Raw genomic sequence first — 17,942 nt, 5'->3', positions numbered from 1 at the left:
GGGTTGAAAAAACCATATGGTAAAACAGCTTTGTGGAGTCCTAGTTATTTTGCTATCTCCGTTGGCGGCGCACCTATTGACGTACTGATTCAATACATTAAGAATCAAAAAAAGCCGTCCTAGAAGGACGGGGCTTGTATCCCATTATTTTCGGTCAAATTTGGAAATCAGCAGAGAAAGATAACCCAACTGCAACATTGTCAGATGATGCCTTAGAAAATTGTGTTAAAGCGTTTCACAATCAATCAAAAACGCCGAAAGCAAGCGCAAAATCAGATGTTAAAAACCCGTCTCAGAGCCAATCTCAACTGAGCCAAAAATCTACTATCCGTGAAGACTTAAAACGATTAATTGACTCCAATCTATCTGAGTCAGAACAAGAAGAACGCTTACAGGAGATAGCCAAGCAATATGACAAGACAGACGGGCAAGTTAATCGACTCTATAAACACATCCTCAAAGAATCAGAGAGTAATGAACAACTAGATCAACATAAAGCTGAGTTAGAACAGTTGTTAAAGATTGACAGTCAAACGATTAGATTGTCAGAGTTCCTACATCCTCATCTTGCTAAACCTCTAGCTCAAATCTCTCAATGGTTGGGGATGCCAGAGTCAGCAATGTTAACTGTTTTACTCCCTGTTGCTGCATCTTTAATGCCCATTGATACCCGATTAGAACTGGCTAAACCAACTGGGTTCTATGCTCATCCTATTTTGTACACGGGGTTAGTTGGAGAATCAGGAATTGGAAAGACACCCGTGCTTAAGAAGATTATTAGTCCTCTCTACTCTATGCAGAGTGAGGCACTTACAGAACACAATCAAGCGATGGAAGATTGGGAGCAAGCGTGCAGCCTTGCTGAGAAGAATAACGAACCTGAACCCCCTCAACCAAAACTGCATAATTACTTCACCTCAGATGCAACAACTGAGGCAATTGGTAAAATTCAAAACGACCAACCGACTAGAGGATTCGTAGGTTATTTTGATGAGTTAGAAGGATTGTTCAAAGGGGCTAATCAGTATCATAATTCAGGCAAAGGAAACGACATTTAAAAAATGTTATCCGGCAGAGATGGTACGGGTTTTAAAGTTGACCGCGCTAACGGAAAACAGCTTTTCGTAAAACAGTCTGGTTACAGCATTACGGGAGGAATTAAACCTGATGTTTTGAGGAAACGAAACGGAGACTTGAGTGATTCTAACGGACAATGGGCTAGGTTTATTTGGGATTATTTAGGTAAAGTTAAATCTACTCGTTACCCAAAATCAGATATCTGTTATGACTCTGATGAACTACTCAGGGAAATTTATCAGAGACTAGAGCGACAAAGTGCAATCACTCATATCCTTTCACCAGAAGCCAAGCAACAATACAAACAATGGTTCAACCATCTTGCAGATTTAGTTGATCAGGAAACAAGACAGGGAATGCGTTCTGTTTTGGCAAAAATGAAGGGGGTAACAGGCGAACTGGCTCTGATTCTGCACCGACTCAATGCAGCGATCGCCGATCAACCCCCCTCGGTTGAGGTTGACGGTTCAACCATGAGTCAGGCGATCGCACTGGCTCAATATTATCTCTATCAGGTCAAGCTCGTTCATGCTGACGCTGAAGGTGAAACTGTTAACGGCAATCTAGAGGAGTTACAAATCAAAGCCATAGAGCTTCTGGCTGAAGATTCCCAAAATGAGCAATTGATTGAACAGCTTTCACAAATTGAGGTTGTTTCTTCCAATCTCTCGCTAGTCAATCTCTACGAGCTGTTTATGGAGTATCAAAAACCCATCAGGAAGGAAAGCACTTACACCTACTATAAAAGGGTAATTTTGCCTTTGATTAAAGAATGCGGTATTTACTCTCCTTATCAGGCTTTAGCCGCTAGAGAATGGTTGATTACCAATAAAACAGAGAGCTTGACCAAGCGAGTTTTGCAAGCAATTAAAAAGGCATTTGACTGGGGGATTACACATGGTTTAGTCAACGGAAAGAACCCTTACATGGGCATGGCAAAAGAGTTTAAACACAACTATGAATCTAGCGATCCTCAACCCATCGTTTCTCAGTGATCACGAGATCGATAGTTTGACGCACCCTACAGCTCTTTCAGTTTTCCAGAAAATGAGTCAAATTCGGGTAAGATACTGGGGTAAAATCAACTTACCAACCCATTGTTCCCGGCTCTCCTTTAAACGGGCCTACAATATTTTTGGTGATCCAACCGCCATAGAAGTCACCTGCTTGGGGTTTAACTAATTCATCACCGACATAGCAAGCATCCATGACATTCGCATAGAAGCTATAGGAGTCTTTGATAGAAACAAAATTAGGGGTCGGATCAAAGTAACGCCAAGCGACCTGACTTGCGTGTTTATCGCCTAATTTAATATCGTAATAAACACAGCGGCCTTTCCATTCACACCAGGTTATACGAGGTGTTTCAATCAAATACTCTAGCTTAATGTCTTCTGCGGGTATATAGTAAGCAGGCGGATGACTGGTTTCTAAAACTCGTTTGGCTTGTTTAGTTTCGGCGATGACTTCTCCATTAAAGATGATTTTAATGGGTTGACTGACATCTTGCCAAATTGCCGGACGGGGATAATCCCAAACAGACTCTTGACCTGGTTGAGGAGGAATCGGTTGTGGTCTCATTTTAACGTGCTTTGATTGTAGGTTGTCTTGATGGTTATCTGAGTTAAATTATAACTTAAATACCCGATAAATGCAAGTTAAAACGCTCAAACTTATTCAGGCTAATATTCTCTAACATCACCTAAGTTTCCCCGGTAAAATAGAGTACAAAGAAGTCATTTTTGTATCTGATCGCATTTCCTGATAGAATAGATCACATTAAGCTTACTCAAGGATAGAACCCTTTATGTCAACATTCGCTCCTGATCTTTCGGTTGAAAAAGTTACCCATTCCCGCCTCAACGAACTCAACGGTGACAAGATTCCCTTTGGTAAGGTATTTAGTGATCATATGTTTGTCGCTTCCTATGATGAGGGAAATTGGCAGGAGGCAAAAATTGTTCCCTACGGACCCGTAGAAATGGCACCTTCTCTGTCTGCTTTACATTATGGTCAAGCGGTTTTTGAAGGAATGAAAGCCTATAAAAGTCCGGCGGGAGAACCGTTACTGTTTCGACCAGAAGCGAATTTTGAACGGATTAATTTATCAGCTCAACGATTATGTATGCCGGCAATTTCTAAGGATGTTTTTCTAGCGGGCTTAACTGAATTAATTCGACTTGATTCAAATTGGATTCCTGCGGGAGAAGGAAGTTTATATATCCGACCGATTTATTTTGCGACGGATGAGTTAATTGGTTTGAAACCGTCTGAAAGTTACAAATTTTTTATTATTACTTGTCCAGTGGGTGCCTATTATTCTCAACCCGTTAAATTGATAGTTACAGAGCAATATGTTCGCGCTTGTGAAGGGGGAACAGGTGCGGCGAAAGTTGCCGGGAATTATGCCGCGAGTTTATTAGCCGATAAAGAGGCGAAAGCTCAAGGTTATGATAATGTGATTTGGTTGGATGCGATTCATCGAAAATACATTGAAGAATGCGGTACGATGAATTTGGCGTTTGTAATCGATAACGTTGTTGTTACTCCAAAACTAACGGGAACGATTTTAAATGGAATTACCCGTAATACTGTGTTAACTTTGTTTAGAGATATGGGAGTTGCTGTTGAAGAACGACTGGTTTCTATTGATGAAATTGTCGAAGCTTATGATGGCGGTGTTTTGATGGAAGCCTTTGGAATGGGTACGGCGGCGACGATAGCTCCGATTTCAACGATTAACTATCAAGGAAGAGATTTGACTTTGCCTCCGGTTTCTGAATATAAGTATAGTCATGCTGTGGGTCAGAAATTGGAAGACATTAAAACAGCTAAATGTGAAGATCCTTACGGCTGGGTTGTCCGAGTTTAATTTTGATTTTTAATCCTGCATGAAACCTCTACAAATTAAACAACCTCCCTCGTTGATTCATGCCCCTTTGGGATTAATTTTGGGCTTCACTTACCCCTTTAGAGCCTTGGGTTTGTTTATCCGAACGCCTAATCTTTGGGGGTATGTGATTGTTCCCATTATCGTTAATATTATTGTCGGTATTCTCCTGTATGTGGGGTTACTGTTTCCGGGCTTGAATGGGATTGAGGTTCTCGTTTCTAACTTAGATCATCAGATTGATACTTGGGTGGCAAATTTACCAACCTGGTTGAGGTATTTAGATGTATCTGCGGTGATTTTGGGTTGGTTACTGCGAATGGTGTTAGTTGGGGCTTTACTGTTTGTGATTGGGTTTCTATTGCTGCAATTTGGGGGAATTTTGGGTGCGCCTTGGTATGGTCAACTTTCGGAAAAACTGGAAGAATTAAGAACAGGTAAACCAGCAGTTCTCCCCCCCAATAGTTTAACGAGTATTTTCCAAGATATCGGACGAGCGCTTTTATTTGAACTGAAAAAAATCGCCCTCCAATTGGGAATCGGAATACCGTTATTACTGCTCAATTTTTTACCCGTTTATGGATCTATTTTATTCACAATCGGCGGATTTTCACTGGCGGCGACGGTGACTTTTTTAGACTTTGTAGATGCTCCTTTAGAACGACGACGGTTAAAGTTTAGAGAGAAGTTGAAAATGTTCCGTTTAGCGTTACCCGCAAGTGGGAGTTTTGCTTTCGTTTGTTTGGGATTAATTATGATTCCGTTTGTGAATTTACTGGCTATTCCAGTCTGTGTCGGTTCAGGAACATTATTCTTTTGCGATCGCCTTTGGCCCTATTATTTTGCTTCCCAAGAACAGACGACTTCCGCAGAAGTTCCTCCAGTTTAGTTATTTGAGAGGAAGTTGATTCAGGCTATTTCTCTAACTGAAAAAGGTCTAGACCTATTGAAGCCTGAACTTTACATAACACCTGTCTTTGTAAAGTGAGTAGAAGATTAACCCCCTCTATTGTAAAGATTTGCTCAAGTTAGGATTGAATGATTGTCTTTTAAGAGGGGTTATATTAGGGTAAATATTAAGAGGTGTTCATGCAAGAGAAACTCATGCAAAAGGCACCCATAGAAAAGGCACCCATGCACTCATGCAAAAACGGTTAACTGGTAGGGGTAATTTATGAATTCCCCCTACGCTCTTGGTGACTGATAACTGTCTCTCTATCACCCCATCGATTATCTGTAGCAACCATTTAAGTATTTCATATAAGTTGAGGGTCGGTTCATCGCGGAGATAAAAAAGAGAATAGGGTTGATTTGAGAAATCGTAATTTTGCCAGCCATCAACAAAACAAAACCACAAAATCGAGCAATCTCGGAGTATAAAACATTGAATTCAACAATGAAAAATGTAGACCCACTGATAGCCGTTCAAAAGCTAACAACGGACTCCTACTCCGATGAACGTTTACCCGGTCAAACCCTTGGAACTCTCTCTGGGAGTGGCCTGCTGCGTCAGGGAAGCGACAGAGAAGGAGTGATCGCCATTGATAACGACGCTTTGCGTCTACCTTATTTGCTCAAACCGGGTTGGGGACGTCAGGGAATAGCCTATGGGCCTTATCGTCGCAGAAACGGCTTAACTTTGGCGGTGTTCATGCTGAATGGTCACAACACCTCACACAGAGCGGATCTTCAGCAGTCAATCCTGGGGCGATCGCTGCGTTGGGTCGCCGGGAGTGGTTCACGCGCCCCCCTACAGCAGTTCTTGGGTTTGGTCGCAAGTCCCTACAAACAGCGAATGTGGCGGCGATGGCAATTTTGGGCGAATAACACCCCGCAAGGGTTTCAGGAGTCGCGTCTGGATAAAAACTTGGCGGTGGGCTGGTTTGCGAATCCGGTTCCGGTTGATCCGCTTAACGAGGGAAATGCTTTTATTGTTCAGGGGACAGGCTCAGAAAACGGTGAACTTTGGACTCGTGTGGGTGAAAGGCTTCAGTCTGCTTTTCAAGGCTTGCAAAACCTGCAAGTTTATTATGTGGTGATTTTGCGAGAAAAAGGTGCCGTCTATTATGCGTCTTCTGTTCCCAACGTTTTGGGACTGACGGCTTATCCCGAGCTGCGTCCTCTAGCGATCGATCCCTTTAATACGGATAAAAGCGTTTATGGGGCTATCTATCAAAACGTTTTAGGACAAACTGGGTTTAGTATTGATACGCGAGTCTACGGTACGCAAATTGTCGAAATTCCCTCGTTTACGCAGTGGTATGGTACCGCTCACGGGGCCGATCGCTTAGTCGGTAAAGGTTCACTTAACAGTATGGTGGGGGAAGTTGGGGGAAAGTGGCAGGTTTTTCAAGGAAAATATCAACGGTCTGTTCAAGGTGCGATCGCGATCCAATCCAATAGTTTTGCTATTTTGAATCCCCGTCAAACGAGTGGACTTATTCATACTTTAATTGAGACTTCAGATATTATAACACCCGTTGCTATTTTGTGGCGAGTACAGGATCAGGAAAACTGCTGGTGTTTGTGGCTGAGTGAGAGTCAATGTCAGCTTCAGATTAAACAAAAAGGCCGGGGTAATAGTATCGCGGTTAGTAATGCTTTGTCTTTGCAGCCTAACAGCATTCATTCGGTGCAAATATTGGATGATGGCAACAGTTTTAACCTCTATCTCAACGGTAAGTTATTGTTTAATACATCTTTTAATGAAACCCGATTTCAACAAGCAACTGGGGCTGGTTTTGCGGCAAAAGAGGCTAATCATCAGCTTTATTTTCGCGAGTTTGAAGTTCATCCGCGTTCGATTTCTATTCCCCATGAAATAGACATGGGTTCGCCTTGGTTTGAAAATGGAAAGACGAGGGTTGTCGTCGAAAAATTTGAAGGTTCTGCTCAAGACTTATCGGGAAAAAGAACAACTCAAGGAAATAAAAGCTGGCACAAAGAATTTGGAAAAGGAGCGATTATAATTACGGGAAAAAATCGGGCAAAAGTCAAAGCAAGTTTGCCAAATCCTAATCCGGGTCGAACGGTTTATACCGTTGACTGGGATGATGCGTTGTTTGCCGATGTGCAAGTAGATATTACTCCCCCAAAACTCTATAAAAATAAGAAAACGGAAGGTCGAGGGGGATTAATTTTTTGGCAAGATGAAAGTAATTATATGATTGTGGCAAATTGTTTGAGTGCTAGTTATACGGGGGCTTCGATTTCATCATTTTTTTGTATTCATGGGTTTGAAGATGTTTATGATGCAGTTGGGGCGTCGGTGGGGCGTCGGATTAATTGGGGCGTCACTCATACGTTGCGGGTAGTATTTGATGGGATGAATTACACGGCTTTAATTAATGACGAACCTGTGTTGTATCGGGCTTTAACTGATGTTTATCCGAAGTTAAAACAACCGCTTCTGATTCGTCGGATTGGCTTGGTGGTCAATTGGGAGTGGGGAGGCGATGATATGGGTACAGTATTTAATAATTTTGTTGCTCGAGTCTAACTGTTAATTTTCCCCCTGTTATTCGTGATGTTTTGGGGTCTGGTTTCCGGATTATTTCCACAAATTTGCGACAACAATGGAGTCAACCTCAGTCTGTTTGGAGGCTTTGACGGTTGGGGAATTATAAATCGTGACGCTATAATTGATCAATGCGTGGGCGCAGGACTTCGACAGAACTGGCTCACTCTCAAATCAATAGTCGTTAATTACTTATGAAAAAAACTTTTTCAGACCAGAATTTGTTGATTCTGCTTGAAGCCGGATCTGGTGTGATTCTTCTGGTGAGCATCTTGCTAATTTTATTCACGACCCTTTTACCCTTTAACTTTGTTTTTCCTGAGAATCTATCTCTAGAGTTCATCATTGATCGCTTTACGAAGCATAGTAGCTGGACGGATTTATTTGCGAATTTGTTGCTTTTTATTCCCTTTGGCTTGAGTTTAGCTGCTTTGTTGAATAAAAATAAATTCAATCCCTCAGATACGATTATAATTGTTGGTATTTTTAGTCTTATTTTATCATCATCGGTTGAGTTATTACAAGTCTTTTTACCTTCCCGTGCGCCCACTTCAGTCGATCTATTTTCTAATAGTCTCAGTGGTTGTTTAGGAAGTTTGAGTTTTTACGTGATTAAAAACAAACTCGAACAAACACCTGCAACTTTTTTAAGTTCTCTGTATCGCTCGTTTCGATCCCTGCTTTCTCTCCCCAGTTTAACTTTTGTATTAATTGGGTATGTGATCACTGTGAGTTTGCTATTATGGAACTTACAAGCCGCAACTCAACTGAATGATTGGGATGATAATTTGCCTTTAATTATCGGTGATGAATTAACAAGATATCGCAGTTGGGAAGGTCAAATTTCTCAGCTTTGTATTTCCAATCAAGCCGCATCAGAAGCCGAAATTTCTCAACTTTTATCTGACAAAAAATCCTGTGCAGCGATTGCTGATTCGTTAATTGCTGATTACGAGTTTACGGAATTAAAAAATAACTATTCTGATAAAACGGGAAATTTACCGGATTTAGAGTGGATAGAAACCCCCTCAACAGAGGTGAATGATCTAGGTGTTTTTCTAGGTAAAAATCACGCTTTAATTAGTACAGAACCCGTCAAGTCATTAAGTGAAAAAATTCGACAAACTTCTAAATTTACTTTAAATACTCAAATTACAACTTCCAACTCAACCCAAGATGGCCCTGCTCGCATTTTATCGATTTCCAATGATGTAATGAATCGAAATTTTATGATCGGACAGTCCGGTTCAGAATTACGGATACGTTTGCGAAATCCGATAACTGGAAAGAATGGAATGGAACCAGAAGTTCAGATTTTTGATGTATTTTCAAAGCCGAAAACCTATCAGATGATTATCAGCTACACTGGCTCAGAATTGAAAATTTATCTAGACAGTATTGAGAACTTGTACAGCATAAAATTTACACCTGAAGCCGCTTTATTTTGGTCTGTTTTTTCATCCTTGTCCGAAAAAATGCCTCTGAATCCCGAAAATAATCAATTATATTATATCCTTTATCATGGACTTATTTTTATTCCTATCGGACTCATTTTAACGTTAATTTCTTGGGTTTATCGGGGTAATTTAATATTCTATCTGCTGTTAATTTTAGGCGGTGTAGTGGTTCCTGCTCTTTTAGTTGAAGGGGTTTTAGCAAGTAGTCTAAATGGAGTTTGGACTTGGAAATATGTCGGCTTAAATATGGTGATAACGGTGATCACTTGGCTTGTGCTGAGAGTCTCTGTGGGATGGGGGTTTAAGTCTCACTAATTCCTGAAAAAATTTTGTTTAAATCTAATACAAATCCCGACAACACTGGATCTCCACTAACGGTTGCAGGATTTTCTAAACATTCTATTTCTGTTTGTGGGCGGTAAATATAAACTTGTTTGTGGATTGGGTCAATTAACCATCCTAATATTGCGCCATTTTCAATGTATTCCTGCATCTTTTCTTGTAATAGTTTTAAACGATCAGAAGCTGATCGTAATTCAACCACAAAATCTGGACAAATGGGAGCAAATGTTTGACGTTGTTCTTGAGGAATTGCTTCCCAACGAGATTTTTTAATCCAAGCTGCATCCGGCGATCGCACGGCTCCATTTGGAAGCATAAAACCCCCGCTTGAACCAAACCCCACACCTGTTCCATCTTGTCTTGTCCACATCCATAATTGTCCAATGAGATCAAAATTACGTTCTTCTGTTTCTGATCCTGTGGGTGACATAATTATTAATTCTCCGTGAGCCGTTCGTTCAATGCGTAGCTCTCTATTAATTTGACAAAAGGCAAAAAATTGTTCATCTGTCATCTCAATCACTGGATGCAATTGTACAATGAGAGGTGAACTTTCTGTTTGATAAATTTGAGTAGTATTCATCACAATGACTGACTCTGTTTATATTAATGATACAGGATTGTTTGAGAAAAAATTAGCTTTGAGTTTCATGTAATCTTTGACGGGTTAATTCTATCGCAAACTGCAATGCAGCTTTCATGCTCGAAGCATCGGCTATCCCTTTTCCCACAATATCAAAAGCTGTACCATGATCAGGGGAAGTGCGAATAAAGGGTAAACCAATGGTTGTATTAACAGCCCGATCAAATGCCATTAATTTAACGGGAATTAAGCCTTGATCATGGTAAAGGGCGAGATAGGCATCGTGAGCATTTGTTGCAGAATTATACCAGGCTTGACCCGGTTTTACCCAAAGGGTATCCGGTGGAATAGGGCCGTCTAATTGCAGTTGGGGATAGCGATCGCTTTGCTGTTTTATCCAGTCAATCATCCAGTCTTTTTCTTCTGTCCCTAACTGCCCATTTTCTCCACTATGAGGGTTTAAACCTGCGACTGCAATTTTAGGATTTTTGATGCCAAAATCTTGTTCTAAACATTCAATTAATAAGTCTAATTTCAAGCTCAAAAGTTCAGGTGTTAAGGCTTTAGGAACTTCACATAACGGAATATGAGTCGTTGCTAATAGCGTTCGTAGAGTCCAGTTTGTGTGAGGAGATTTGGCGACAAATAGCATCCCAAAGCGTTGAATTTCTGCTTTTTCTGCGAGTAATTCGGTTTGACCTGGATAGTCATGTCCGGCGGCTTTCCAGTGGGTTTTAGCGATGGGTGCGGTGACAATGGCGTGAAATTTTCCGGCTAATGTTTGGGTGATCGCTGTTTCTAAGTAGGCAAAACTTGCCGCACCACTGGCAATATTTCCGATTCCGGGTGTTATTTTATGGCAGTTTTCATTGAGTTCAACTTCTAAAATATTTAAATCATCTGGAATAGCTAAAGATGAGGAAATTGAGTGTAAGTTTTCATAAGTTTGTTGTAAAATTTTGCGATGACCAATTAAGGTGATATGACATTCGGAAGTTAAACTTTTATCCGCTAAAGCTTTTAGAATAACTTCCGGCCCTATTCCGGCAGGATCGCCTAATGTGACTGCGAGATGAGGTTTAGAATACATAACTTTCAATTGTAATAACTTGGGGAGGTGTTGAGTCAGGTGGATAAAGAAAATTAATCTCAACCCGGTGACGTGAAGCGGGTGGAAGATCAACCCGCGAAAATATACTTTCACCCTGTTTTCCCCGGGGTTGGATCAGATGAAAATAACCCATGTTAAAACCACCTTGTAGATCATCATAACTTACTCGAACTGTGCCGCGAAAAAAGGTATCTTCTGGGGGATGCTGGAGAAAGATTAGCTGATTTTTCAGCGCATCGGTTTCATCATTTTTTAAAGGAGAGGAAAAACCAATCCGAACGGTTTGCTGTTGACTAAACTGATTATATAACGTGAAGCCTATTTTGTACTCAATTCCATAGTTAGCATGAGCAAAAAATGCGGTATCGGGATATCGAACTAACATTTTAGCACTCTGAACTTGTTGGGTGCCGAGTGTAATTTTATGAAGGGTTCCAATCACATAGGAAAAGGCTTTTCCAATTTGAGGAATACTGAGAACTTTAGATTCAGGATTATCAGTAATTTCGGCTTGCCATTCAGTTCCCTGAGATACTCCTGCAACTCGACTAAAAACAATAGGTAAAGTGACTTGGGGTTCGAGTGGTGTGGGAGTTCTATCACGAGGTTCAGCGAGTCCTTTATTATTTAACAGTTCAATCCATTCTGATAAGGTTGGGGGACGATAGGTTTTATCAGCATTTAACGAGGCTTTTCGGGCTAAATCTGCTACATAGATTTGACCTGTTGTAGAGAGACGGATCATCGTTGAACGACCATTTGAAGCGGGAAAACCCGGAACCGGAATCGGCAAATTCATCAGCATTTTATACTGTTTAGGTTCGAGGGTTAATTCTTCAGAAAAGATATCTTGACGATTGCCTCGCAGAACCTCATTCATCGTGCGACTTCCCGGGCCTGAATAAACAGTTCCTTGGGAATTTTCTTGTTTTTCAGGTAAATTAATATAGGGTGCATCGGGCGTACTCAGATAACTCGCTGCCGCTAATATTTTAACATTAATATTATTATCGGTTGGATTGTACAGAATAATTCCTTGATAAAAAGGATGGGTTTCTGACTTGGTTTCTGCCCGTGTAATATGATGGGAAAAAATATCAAATCTTCCGGTAAAGGGAAAGTTTAGATGAGCCTTTGGAAATTGTTTATTATTGGGTGGAAAGGTGGAGAGTAAAATACCTTCAGTACGTATTAGTTCTGGGCTGTTGCTGTTAAAGGTTGGTAAAGTATTGAGTTGACCGGGTAACGGGCGAATTTCCATCGGTTTGATATCTAAACCCACAACATATTCTAAGGGAACTCCAGCGAAATTTAAAACTCGACAAAATAGTGCTGCGACTTCTCCTCTGGTCGTATTTTCATTAGGTCTAAATTCTTGAATATCAGGATAATTTACAATAATTCCGGTTTGAATTGCTTTGGCTATATATTCTGTAGCATAGCCGGGAATGAGTGTAGAATCTAGAAAAAATCTGTCAAATGGATGTTCCTCAAACAAGAAAGAAGAGTATTGCAAATAAGCTGCTAAAACCGTAATAGCTTGGACACGAGTAATATTTTGTTCAGGTCGAAATCTTCCATCTGGATAACCTGCAAAAAATCCCTTTTCTGAAGCTGTTTTTATGGCGTTATACGCCCAATGTTTCTCGGTAACATCTTTGAATTTAATCGATTGACGTCTGACTTGCGCTTCAGGAAAGATAGCACACATCAACGTTGCAAATTCGGCGCGATTAATGTCTTTGTCTGGACGAAAGGTTCCATCAGGATAACCGCTAACGAGATTTCGTTTAGCAAGTTCTAGGATACAGTCTTTTGTCCAGTGTTTTTCTAGGTCTTTAAATGTCATTTTATTAATTTTAAATTTACTTTAAAGGATTTTTGATATATCCCCATTTTCCATCTTCTAAAACGGTTTCCCAATCAGTAGGTACTGCTGAACCATCATATGCTGTAGGACGAGAGATCCATTTTCCACCCCAATTCACCGATGCAACACCTTCTGAAAATGAATCTGCATCGCTAAATTTAGGTCGTATAACCCAATTTCCATTTTGATCAATAAACCCACAAATTGCACCTAATCTTACAGCCGCCAGTCCTTCTGAAAACCTTTTAACAATAGAAGGCTGGATATGGTTTATACCATAAAACTGAGGAGCAATTACAATTTTTCCCGTTTTATCAATAAATCCCCATTTATCATTCACTAAAATTGCGGCTAGTCCTTCTGAAAAAGATTCAACATGATTTGAGGTTTTAATAACAATTTTACCCGTTTTATCAATAAATCCATACTGATTTTCAAACTTCACACGAGCCAATCCATCAGAAAAAGATTCACAAGATTCAAACTGAGGTGAGATGACTAGATTTCCTTGAGGATTAATAAAACCAAATTTTCCTTCTATTTTAACTTTTGCGAGTCCTTCGGAGAAGTCTGAAGCAGATTCATACTCGATTGGAATGATGACTTTTCCCAGTTGGTTGATGTAGCCATATTTTTGATTTAAACTGACCATTGCCATACCATTTTTAAATTGACCCGCTTGATCAAATTGTGGAGGAATTCTCATCGTTCCACTGGGATCAATGTAACCGTATTTCCCATCAATATATACCGCAGCAAACACTTCAGAAAAATCCGATGCTGCTTCAAATTGAGGTGAGATGACCATATTTCCACTTGTTGTAATAAATCCTGCTTTTTCATTAACTGAAACTTGCAAAAGTCCATCAGAAAATTGTTGACTACTCCAATTATAGGATTGAAGATCGATAACAGGTTTCCCTTTTTGATCAATCACAATCTGTTGATAACCAAAACTAGGATATTCTAAGCGATTACTGACAACTGCTAACCCTTGAGAAAAAGGAAAGACAAAATTATATTGAGGAAATATAGCGAAAGGATTTTCTGTTGCAATATACTCAGCAGGAACAGAACCCCAAAACTTCAAAGCCTGACAAATTAACGCCGCCACTTCGCCTCGGGTTGAGGGTTTATTCGGGTTTAATTTCTTGGAATTTGGGTAGTTAACCACAAAATAATGATAAGCAGCAGCTAGCATTAAGGGTTTAGCATAGTTAGGAATATTAGCCGCATCTTCAAAATAGCTTTGCAAGAGTTTGTCTAAGCTAAAATCTCCATTGATTGTCGGAGATTGAGGATTTTCTAACTTCAGATAACCTGCATAAGCAATCATTGTTTGAACTCGGGGAATTTGTTGATCAGGTTTAAAGGTTTGATCAGGATAACCCACTAAAAAACCCCGAGAGTTTGCCTTTTTTATCGCATCATAAGCCCAATGACTTTTGGGAACATCTTTGAAGTTAATAAAATCCCGAATAATAGGAGATTTAGAAAAACAATTAAACATCAATACGGCAAATTCAGCCCGTGTAACTGGAGCATTTGGGCGAAAAGTTCCATCGGGATAACCGCTAACCAGGTTCCGTCCAGCCAGCTCAAGAATGGACGATTTCGCCCAATGGTTTTGAACGTCAGAAAACATTATTTACCTCAAGTTCAGTGATTGAATATAACCGTTACTCAGTCCATAATAATTTTACTTTCTGAGTGAATCCGCCCTTTTCCGCACGTTTTTGATCGCGAGTTAATAGAATTGATTCTTGAGAAATATGATGACTTTCTATTAAAGCATCAATCACATCCAGTAAGTCCGCCAACTCCTCAATTAAATCTTCTCCATTTGCAGTTGCTGCTTCTTGGGCTTCTTCTAGAAGTTTATCCCGCAATGCTTGACGATATTCGCTTTCAGAAAGGATAATGCTATCGCACTGACGACCCGCTTGGCGAATTATTTCGGGAATGAGATCACGCACGAGTTTATTATGTTCTTGACGCATGGATACTGATCCTCCTGTACAATAGATTAAGATTACCTCAATTCAGTTACTCGTTGTCATGCAAATTTTCAGTAAACTTTTTGAGAAAGTTACTCTCATTTTCCTGTTCATTATATTCGCAATCGGACTGAACGGTTGTACTTTTTTTGAGTCTGTTTCTGTTTCCCATTCTGATAGCATTTATCAGGAACGATTGGTTCATAGTCCCGATGGAATTGGTAAGTTTTATATGGGTCGAGAAATTGCTCAGGTTATGGGACATGAGGGGGCAGCGTGGTTAGAACGTCCCAGTCGCATGACTTCTGAACAACCCGAACAAGCAATTGATGTACTTGATTTTAAATCGACTGATATTGTGGCTGATATTGGTGCGGGGACGGGTTATTTTACCTTTAGAATTAGTCCGTTAGTTCCTCAAGGAAAGGTCTTGGCTGTGGATGTTCAACCGGAAATGTTAGAGTTAATCGAATTTGTGAAAAGGGAGGAAAAAATTAGCAATATTGAAACAATTTTAGGGGATATTGAAAACCCTAATTTACCGGAATCAACGGTTGATATCGCTTTGATGGTTGATGCTTATCACGAATTTGAATATCCCCGAGAAATGATGCAGGGAATTGTTCAAGGTCTCAAGCCTGGAGGACGGGTTGTTTTGCTAGAATACCGTAAGGAAAATCCCTGGGTTATGATCAAAGGCTTGCACAAAATGAGCGAAAAGCAAGTGAAAAAAGAAATGCAAGCAGTTGGTTTAGTTTGGCAAGAAACAAAAGACATTTTACCTCAACAACATCTGCTAATTTTTCAAAAACCAGAGATTTTTAATTAGAGTTGAAAACGCTTAAAATTATAGTATAATCTAAAAGATTTAGGATCACACAATTCAAGGGAATCAACTGATGATTAAAAAATTTTTGTTTTTTGGAATCTTGGTCTTTATGCTACCTTTAGCAGCCTGTTCTTCTCCTTCTTCTCAAACGTCAACGGGTGGCTCTGAAGAAGCGTTAATTGTGGGTGCAATTCCTGACCAAGATCCAGAAGAATTACAGCGAAAGTATCAACAATTAGCCACCTATTTAGAACAAAAACTAGGCGTTCCCGTTGAATACAAACCCGTCACAGATTATGCAGCAGCAGTAACAGCTTTTAAAGTCGGGGATTTAGATTTAGTTTGGTTTGGCGGTTTAACGGGAGTTCAAGCGCGTCTACAAGTTCCGGGAGCAGAAGCGATCGCTCAACGGGATGTTGATCAACAGTTTCATAGTTTATTCATTGCTCACAAATCTAGCGAACTTACCCCTTTAAATGATATTTCTGAACTGCAAAAACTTAAAGACAAAACCTTGACATTTGGAAGTGAATCTTCAACATCGGGGCGATTAATGCCGCAGTATTTTCTTCAACAAGCAGGTGTCACTCTAGAAGATTTTAAAGGCGAACCGGGTTTTTCTGGCGATCACGATAAGACTATTAAATTAGTAGAAGCCGGAACCTATCAGGTGGGTGCAGTCAATGAAAAAGTTTGGGAAAAACGAGTTCAAGAAAATGCGATAAACTTAGATCAGGTTGAGGTGATTTGGCGTACACCTGCCTATTATGATTACCATTGGGTCATTCACCCCCAAGTTAAGGAACAATACGGCGCAGACTTCGTTCAAAAGGTACAAGAGGCTTTTATGAGTCTTGATCCCAATGTGCCGGAGGAAAAGGAAATCCTAGATTTGTTCAGCGCAGGTCAGTTTATTACCACTCAAAACTCCAACTATTCTCAAATTGAGGAAGTCGGGCGAGAAATTGGCAAAATAAAGTAATAATTGAACCGTGTTTTGAGCCGATATAATTTGGGATTAACGGCCTCATTCTAAATGATTTAGAAATAGCTAGGGATCAATCTATTAAAACGATACTCTAAATCTTTGGGTAAATACTATGCTCAAAAATCTATTTCTGTCGCTGTTATTTTTTCTAGGGATTGGACTAGCCAATTCAGCGATCGCACAATCAACTGTATCCTGCCAGATTGATGAATCTGGGACTAATGATTCTAGTTTTCTACTGTTTAATTGTAATTACTCGCGCTCACAAATTGACACCGAAAGAATAGGTTTTCAATTGTCAACAAACTTAGGCACATTGATTATCTTAAAAGCTCAGTCCGGTGCAGAAGTGATTATGCCCAATCCCGACAAAGTAAATACTCTGATTCAGACTTCTTGGGTTGTGGAGAGAGCCGAACGGTTTGATAATGTGATGGAACTAACACTTTATAATAAAGACACTGGAAAAACGGTTAAAATAGATGTCAGTTTTTAAATTCAGTGTCTTTGTTCAATGATGCAAAATGTTCCAATTTTTGAACTCAAAAATGTAACACATCGGTTTGGAAAATTTCAGTCCTTGACTGATATTAACATCAAGATTACAGCAGGAGAACAAGTCGCATTAGTTGGATCTTCTGGTGCGGGAAAAAGTACCCTGCTGAGTTTACTAAATGGTACAATTATTCCAACTCAAGGTGAAGTTTACATACTGGGTCGAAATCTGAGAAACCTGCGTCCAAAATTACGTCGTCAAGTTCAACAACAAATCGGAACAATTTACCAACAATTTAATCTGGTGGATAATCTGCGAGTGATTCATAATATTAACGCAGGTCATTTAGGGCGTTGGTCATTTTTTAAAGCTGCAATTTCACTCATTTATCCTCTAGAAATTAAAACAGCAACCCAAGCCCTCCAACAAGTAGGAATTCCCGAAAAACTCTTTGAACGTACCGATCGCCTCTCAGGAGGTCAACAGCAACGGGTCGCGATCGCCAGGGTTTTAGTGCAGAATCCCACTGCAATTTTAGCCGATGAACCGATTTCTAGTCTTGATCCGCAACGCTCCTCGGAAATTATAGATTTACTGCGTCAATTAAGTCAAGAAACTAATAAAACTCTCGTGACCAGTCTGCACGCCATTGAATTTGCTCGCAGTCATTATCAGCGTATTATTGGTTTAAAAGCAGGGAAAATTTTCTTTGATCTTCCGGCTAACAGCTTAACAGATGATCGGATTGATCAATTATACGATACTCTATTTTAAACCAACTCTAT

General features: G+C 40.0%; 15 protein-coding genes and 1 pseudogene. 10 read left to right on the top strand and 6 right to left on the bottom strand.

Annotation, left to right across the window (positions count from 1 at the left end; genetic code table 11):
- Together WN50_RS32370 and WN50_RS17560 are read left to right on the top strand one after the other, a co-directional pair.
- The coding region (locus tag WN50_RS32370; protein ID WP_200906305.1) for a transposase at positions 1-123 on the top strand (123 nt) is incomplete at its 5' end.
- A gap of 482 nt (positions 124-605) precedes the next feature.
- Positions 606-2,072 (top strand): annotated as a pseudogene (locus tag WN50_RS17560) (DUF3987 domain-containing protein).
- A 91-nt stretch (positions 2,073-2,163) separates the two neighbouring features.
- On the opposite strand, the gene WN50_RS17555 reads toward WN50_RS17560, so the two are convergent.
- A complete protein-coding gene (locus tag WN50_RS17555) occupies positions 2,164-2,658 on the bottom strand; it encodes a DUF427 domain-containing protein (protein WP_046277697.1) in 495 nt (164 codons plus the stop codon).
- Positions 2,659-2,884: 226 nt separating this feature from the next.
- Here WN50_RS17555 and WN50_RS17550 point away from each other — a divergent pair, with 226 nt between their 5' ends.
- From WN50_RS17550 to WN50_RS17530, 4 genes are all read left to right on the top strand, one after another.
- A complete protein-coding gene (locus tag WN50_RS17550; RefSeq protein WP_046277696.1) occupies positions 2,885-3,949 on the top strand; it encodes a branched-chain amino acid aminotransferase in 1,065 nt (354 codons plus the stop codon).
- 19 nt (positions 3,950-3,968) lie between these two features.
- Positions 3,969-4,856 carry an EI24 domain-containing protein gene (locus tag WN50_RS17545; RefSeq protein ID WP_046277695.1) on the top strand — a complete coding sequence of 296 codons (888 nt, stop codon included), beginning with the start codon at positions 3,969-3,971 and terminating at the stop codon, positions 4,854-4,856.
- Positions 4,857-5,363: 507 nt separating this feature from the next.
- Positions 5,364-7,466 (top strand): hypothetical protein, encoded by a 2,103-nt coding sequence (locus WN50_RS17540; RefSeq protein WP_046277694.1) that lies wholly within the window; start codon positions 5,364-5,366, stop codon positions 7,464-7,466.
- A gap of 212 nt (positions 7,467-7,678) precedes the next feature.
- A complete protein-coding gene (locus WN50_RS17530; protein ID WP_046277692.1) occupies positions 7,679-9,256 on the top strand; it encodes a VanZ family protein in 1,578 nt (525 codons plus the stop codon).
- Here the strand turns inward: WN50_RS17530 and WN50_RS17525 are convergent.
- Genes WN50_RS17525 through WN50_RS17505 form a run of 5 tightly spaced genes read right to left on the bottom strand, consistent with a single transcriptional unit; the run spans position 9,243 to position 14,847 of the window.
- A complete protein-coding gene (locus WN50_RS17525; RefSeq protein ID WP_046277691.1) occupies positions 9,243-9,866 on the bottom strand; it encodes a Uma2 family endonuclease in 624 nt (207 codons plus the stop codon). The genes WN50_RS17530 and WN50_RS17525 overlap by 14 nt on opposite strands.
- Positions 9,867-9,918: 52 nt before the next feature.
- Positions 9,919-10,956 (bottom strand): 4-hydroxythreonine-4-phosphate dehydrogenase PdxA, encoded by a 1,038-nt coding sequence (pdxA, locus tag WN50_RS17520; RefSeq protein ID WP_046277690.1) that lies wholly within the window; start codon positions 10,954-10,956, stop codon positions 9,919-9,921.
- Positions 10,946-12,826 (bottom strand): DUF3370 family protein, encoded by a 1,881-nt coding sequence (locus WN50_RS17515; protein ID WP_053221538.1) that lies wholly within the window; start codon positions 12,824-12,826, stop codon positions 10,946-10,948. The genes pdxA and WN50_RS17515 overlap by 11 nt, the downstream gene beginning before the upstream one ends.
- A gap of 16 nt (positions 12,827-12,842) precedes the next feature.
- Positions 12,843-14,492 carry a WG repeat-containing protein gene (locus WN50_RS17510; protein ID WP_049560029.1) on the bottom strand — a complete coding sequence of 550 codons (1,650 nt, stop codon included), beginning with the start codon at positions 14,490-14,492 and terminating at the stop codon, positions 12,843-12,845.
- 34 nt (positions 14,493-14,526) lie between these two features.
- Positions 14,527-14,847 carry a nucleoside triphosphate pyrophosphohydrolase gene (locus WN50_RS17505; RefSeq protein ID WP_046277688.1) on the bottom strand — a complete coding sequence of 107 codons (321 nt, stop codon included), beginning with the start codon at positions 14,845-14,847 and terminating at the stop codon, positions 14,527-14,529.
- 58 nt (positions 14,848-14,905) lie between these two features.
- Between WN50_RS17505 and WN50_RS17500 the strand changes: the two genes are divergently transcribed.
- From WN50_RS17500 to WN50_RS17485, 4 genes are all read left to right on the top strand, one after another.
- Complete coding sequence (locus WN50_RS17500; protein ID WP_046277687.1) at positions 14,906-15,673, top strand: class I SAM-dependent methyltransferase; 768 nt, start codon at positions 14,906-14,908, stop codon at positions 15,671-15,673.
- Between the two features lie 70 nt (positions 15,674-15,743).
- On the top strand, positions 15,744-16,655 hold the full coding sequence (locus WN50_RS17495; RefSeq protein ID WP_200906304.1) for a putative selenate ABC transporter substrate-binding protein: 912 nt from the start codon (positions 15,744-15,746) through the stop codon (positions 16,653-16,655).
- A gap of 301 nt (positions 16,656-16,956) precedes the next feature.
- On the top strand, positions 16,957-17,157 hold the full coding sequence (locus WN50_RS34140; RefSeq protein WP_152964850.1) for a hypothetical protein: 201 nt from the start codon (positions 16,957-16,959) through the stop codon (positions 17,155-17,157).
- 18 nt (positions 17,158-17,175) lie between these two features.
- Positions 17,176-17,931 (top strand): phosphonate ABC transporter ATP-binding protein, encoded by a 756-nt coding sequence (locus WN50_RS17485; protein WP_046277685.1) that lies wholly within the window; start codon positions 17,176-17,178, stop codon positions 17,929-17,931.
- Positions 17,932-17,942 lie beyond the last annotated feature (11 nt).

The sequence above is a fragment of the Limnoraphis robusta CS-951 genome (assembly GCF_000972705.2).
This window is presented reverse-complemented; position numbering and strand designations above follow the sequence as displayed.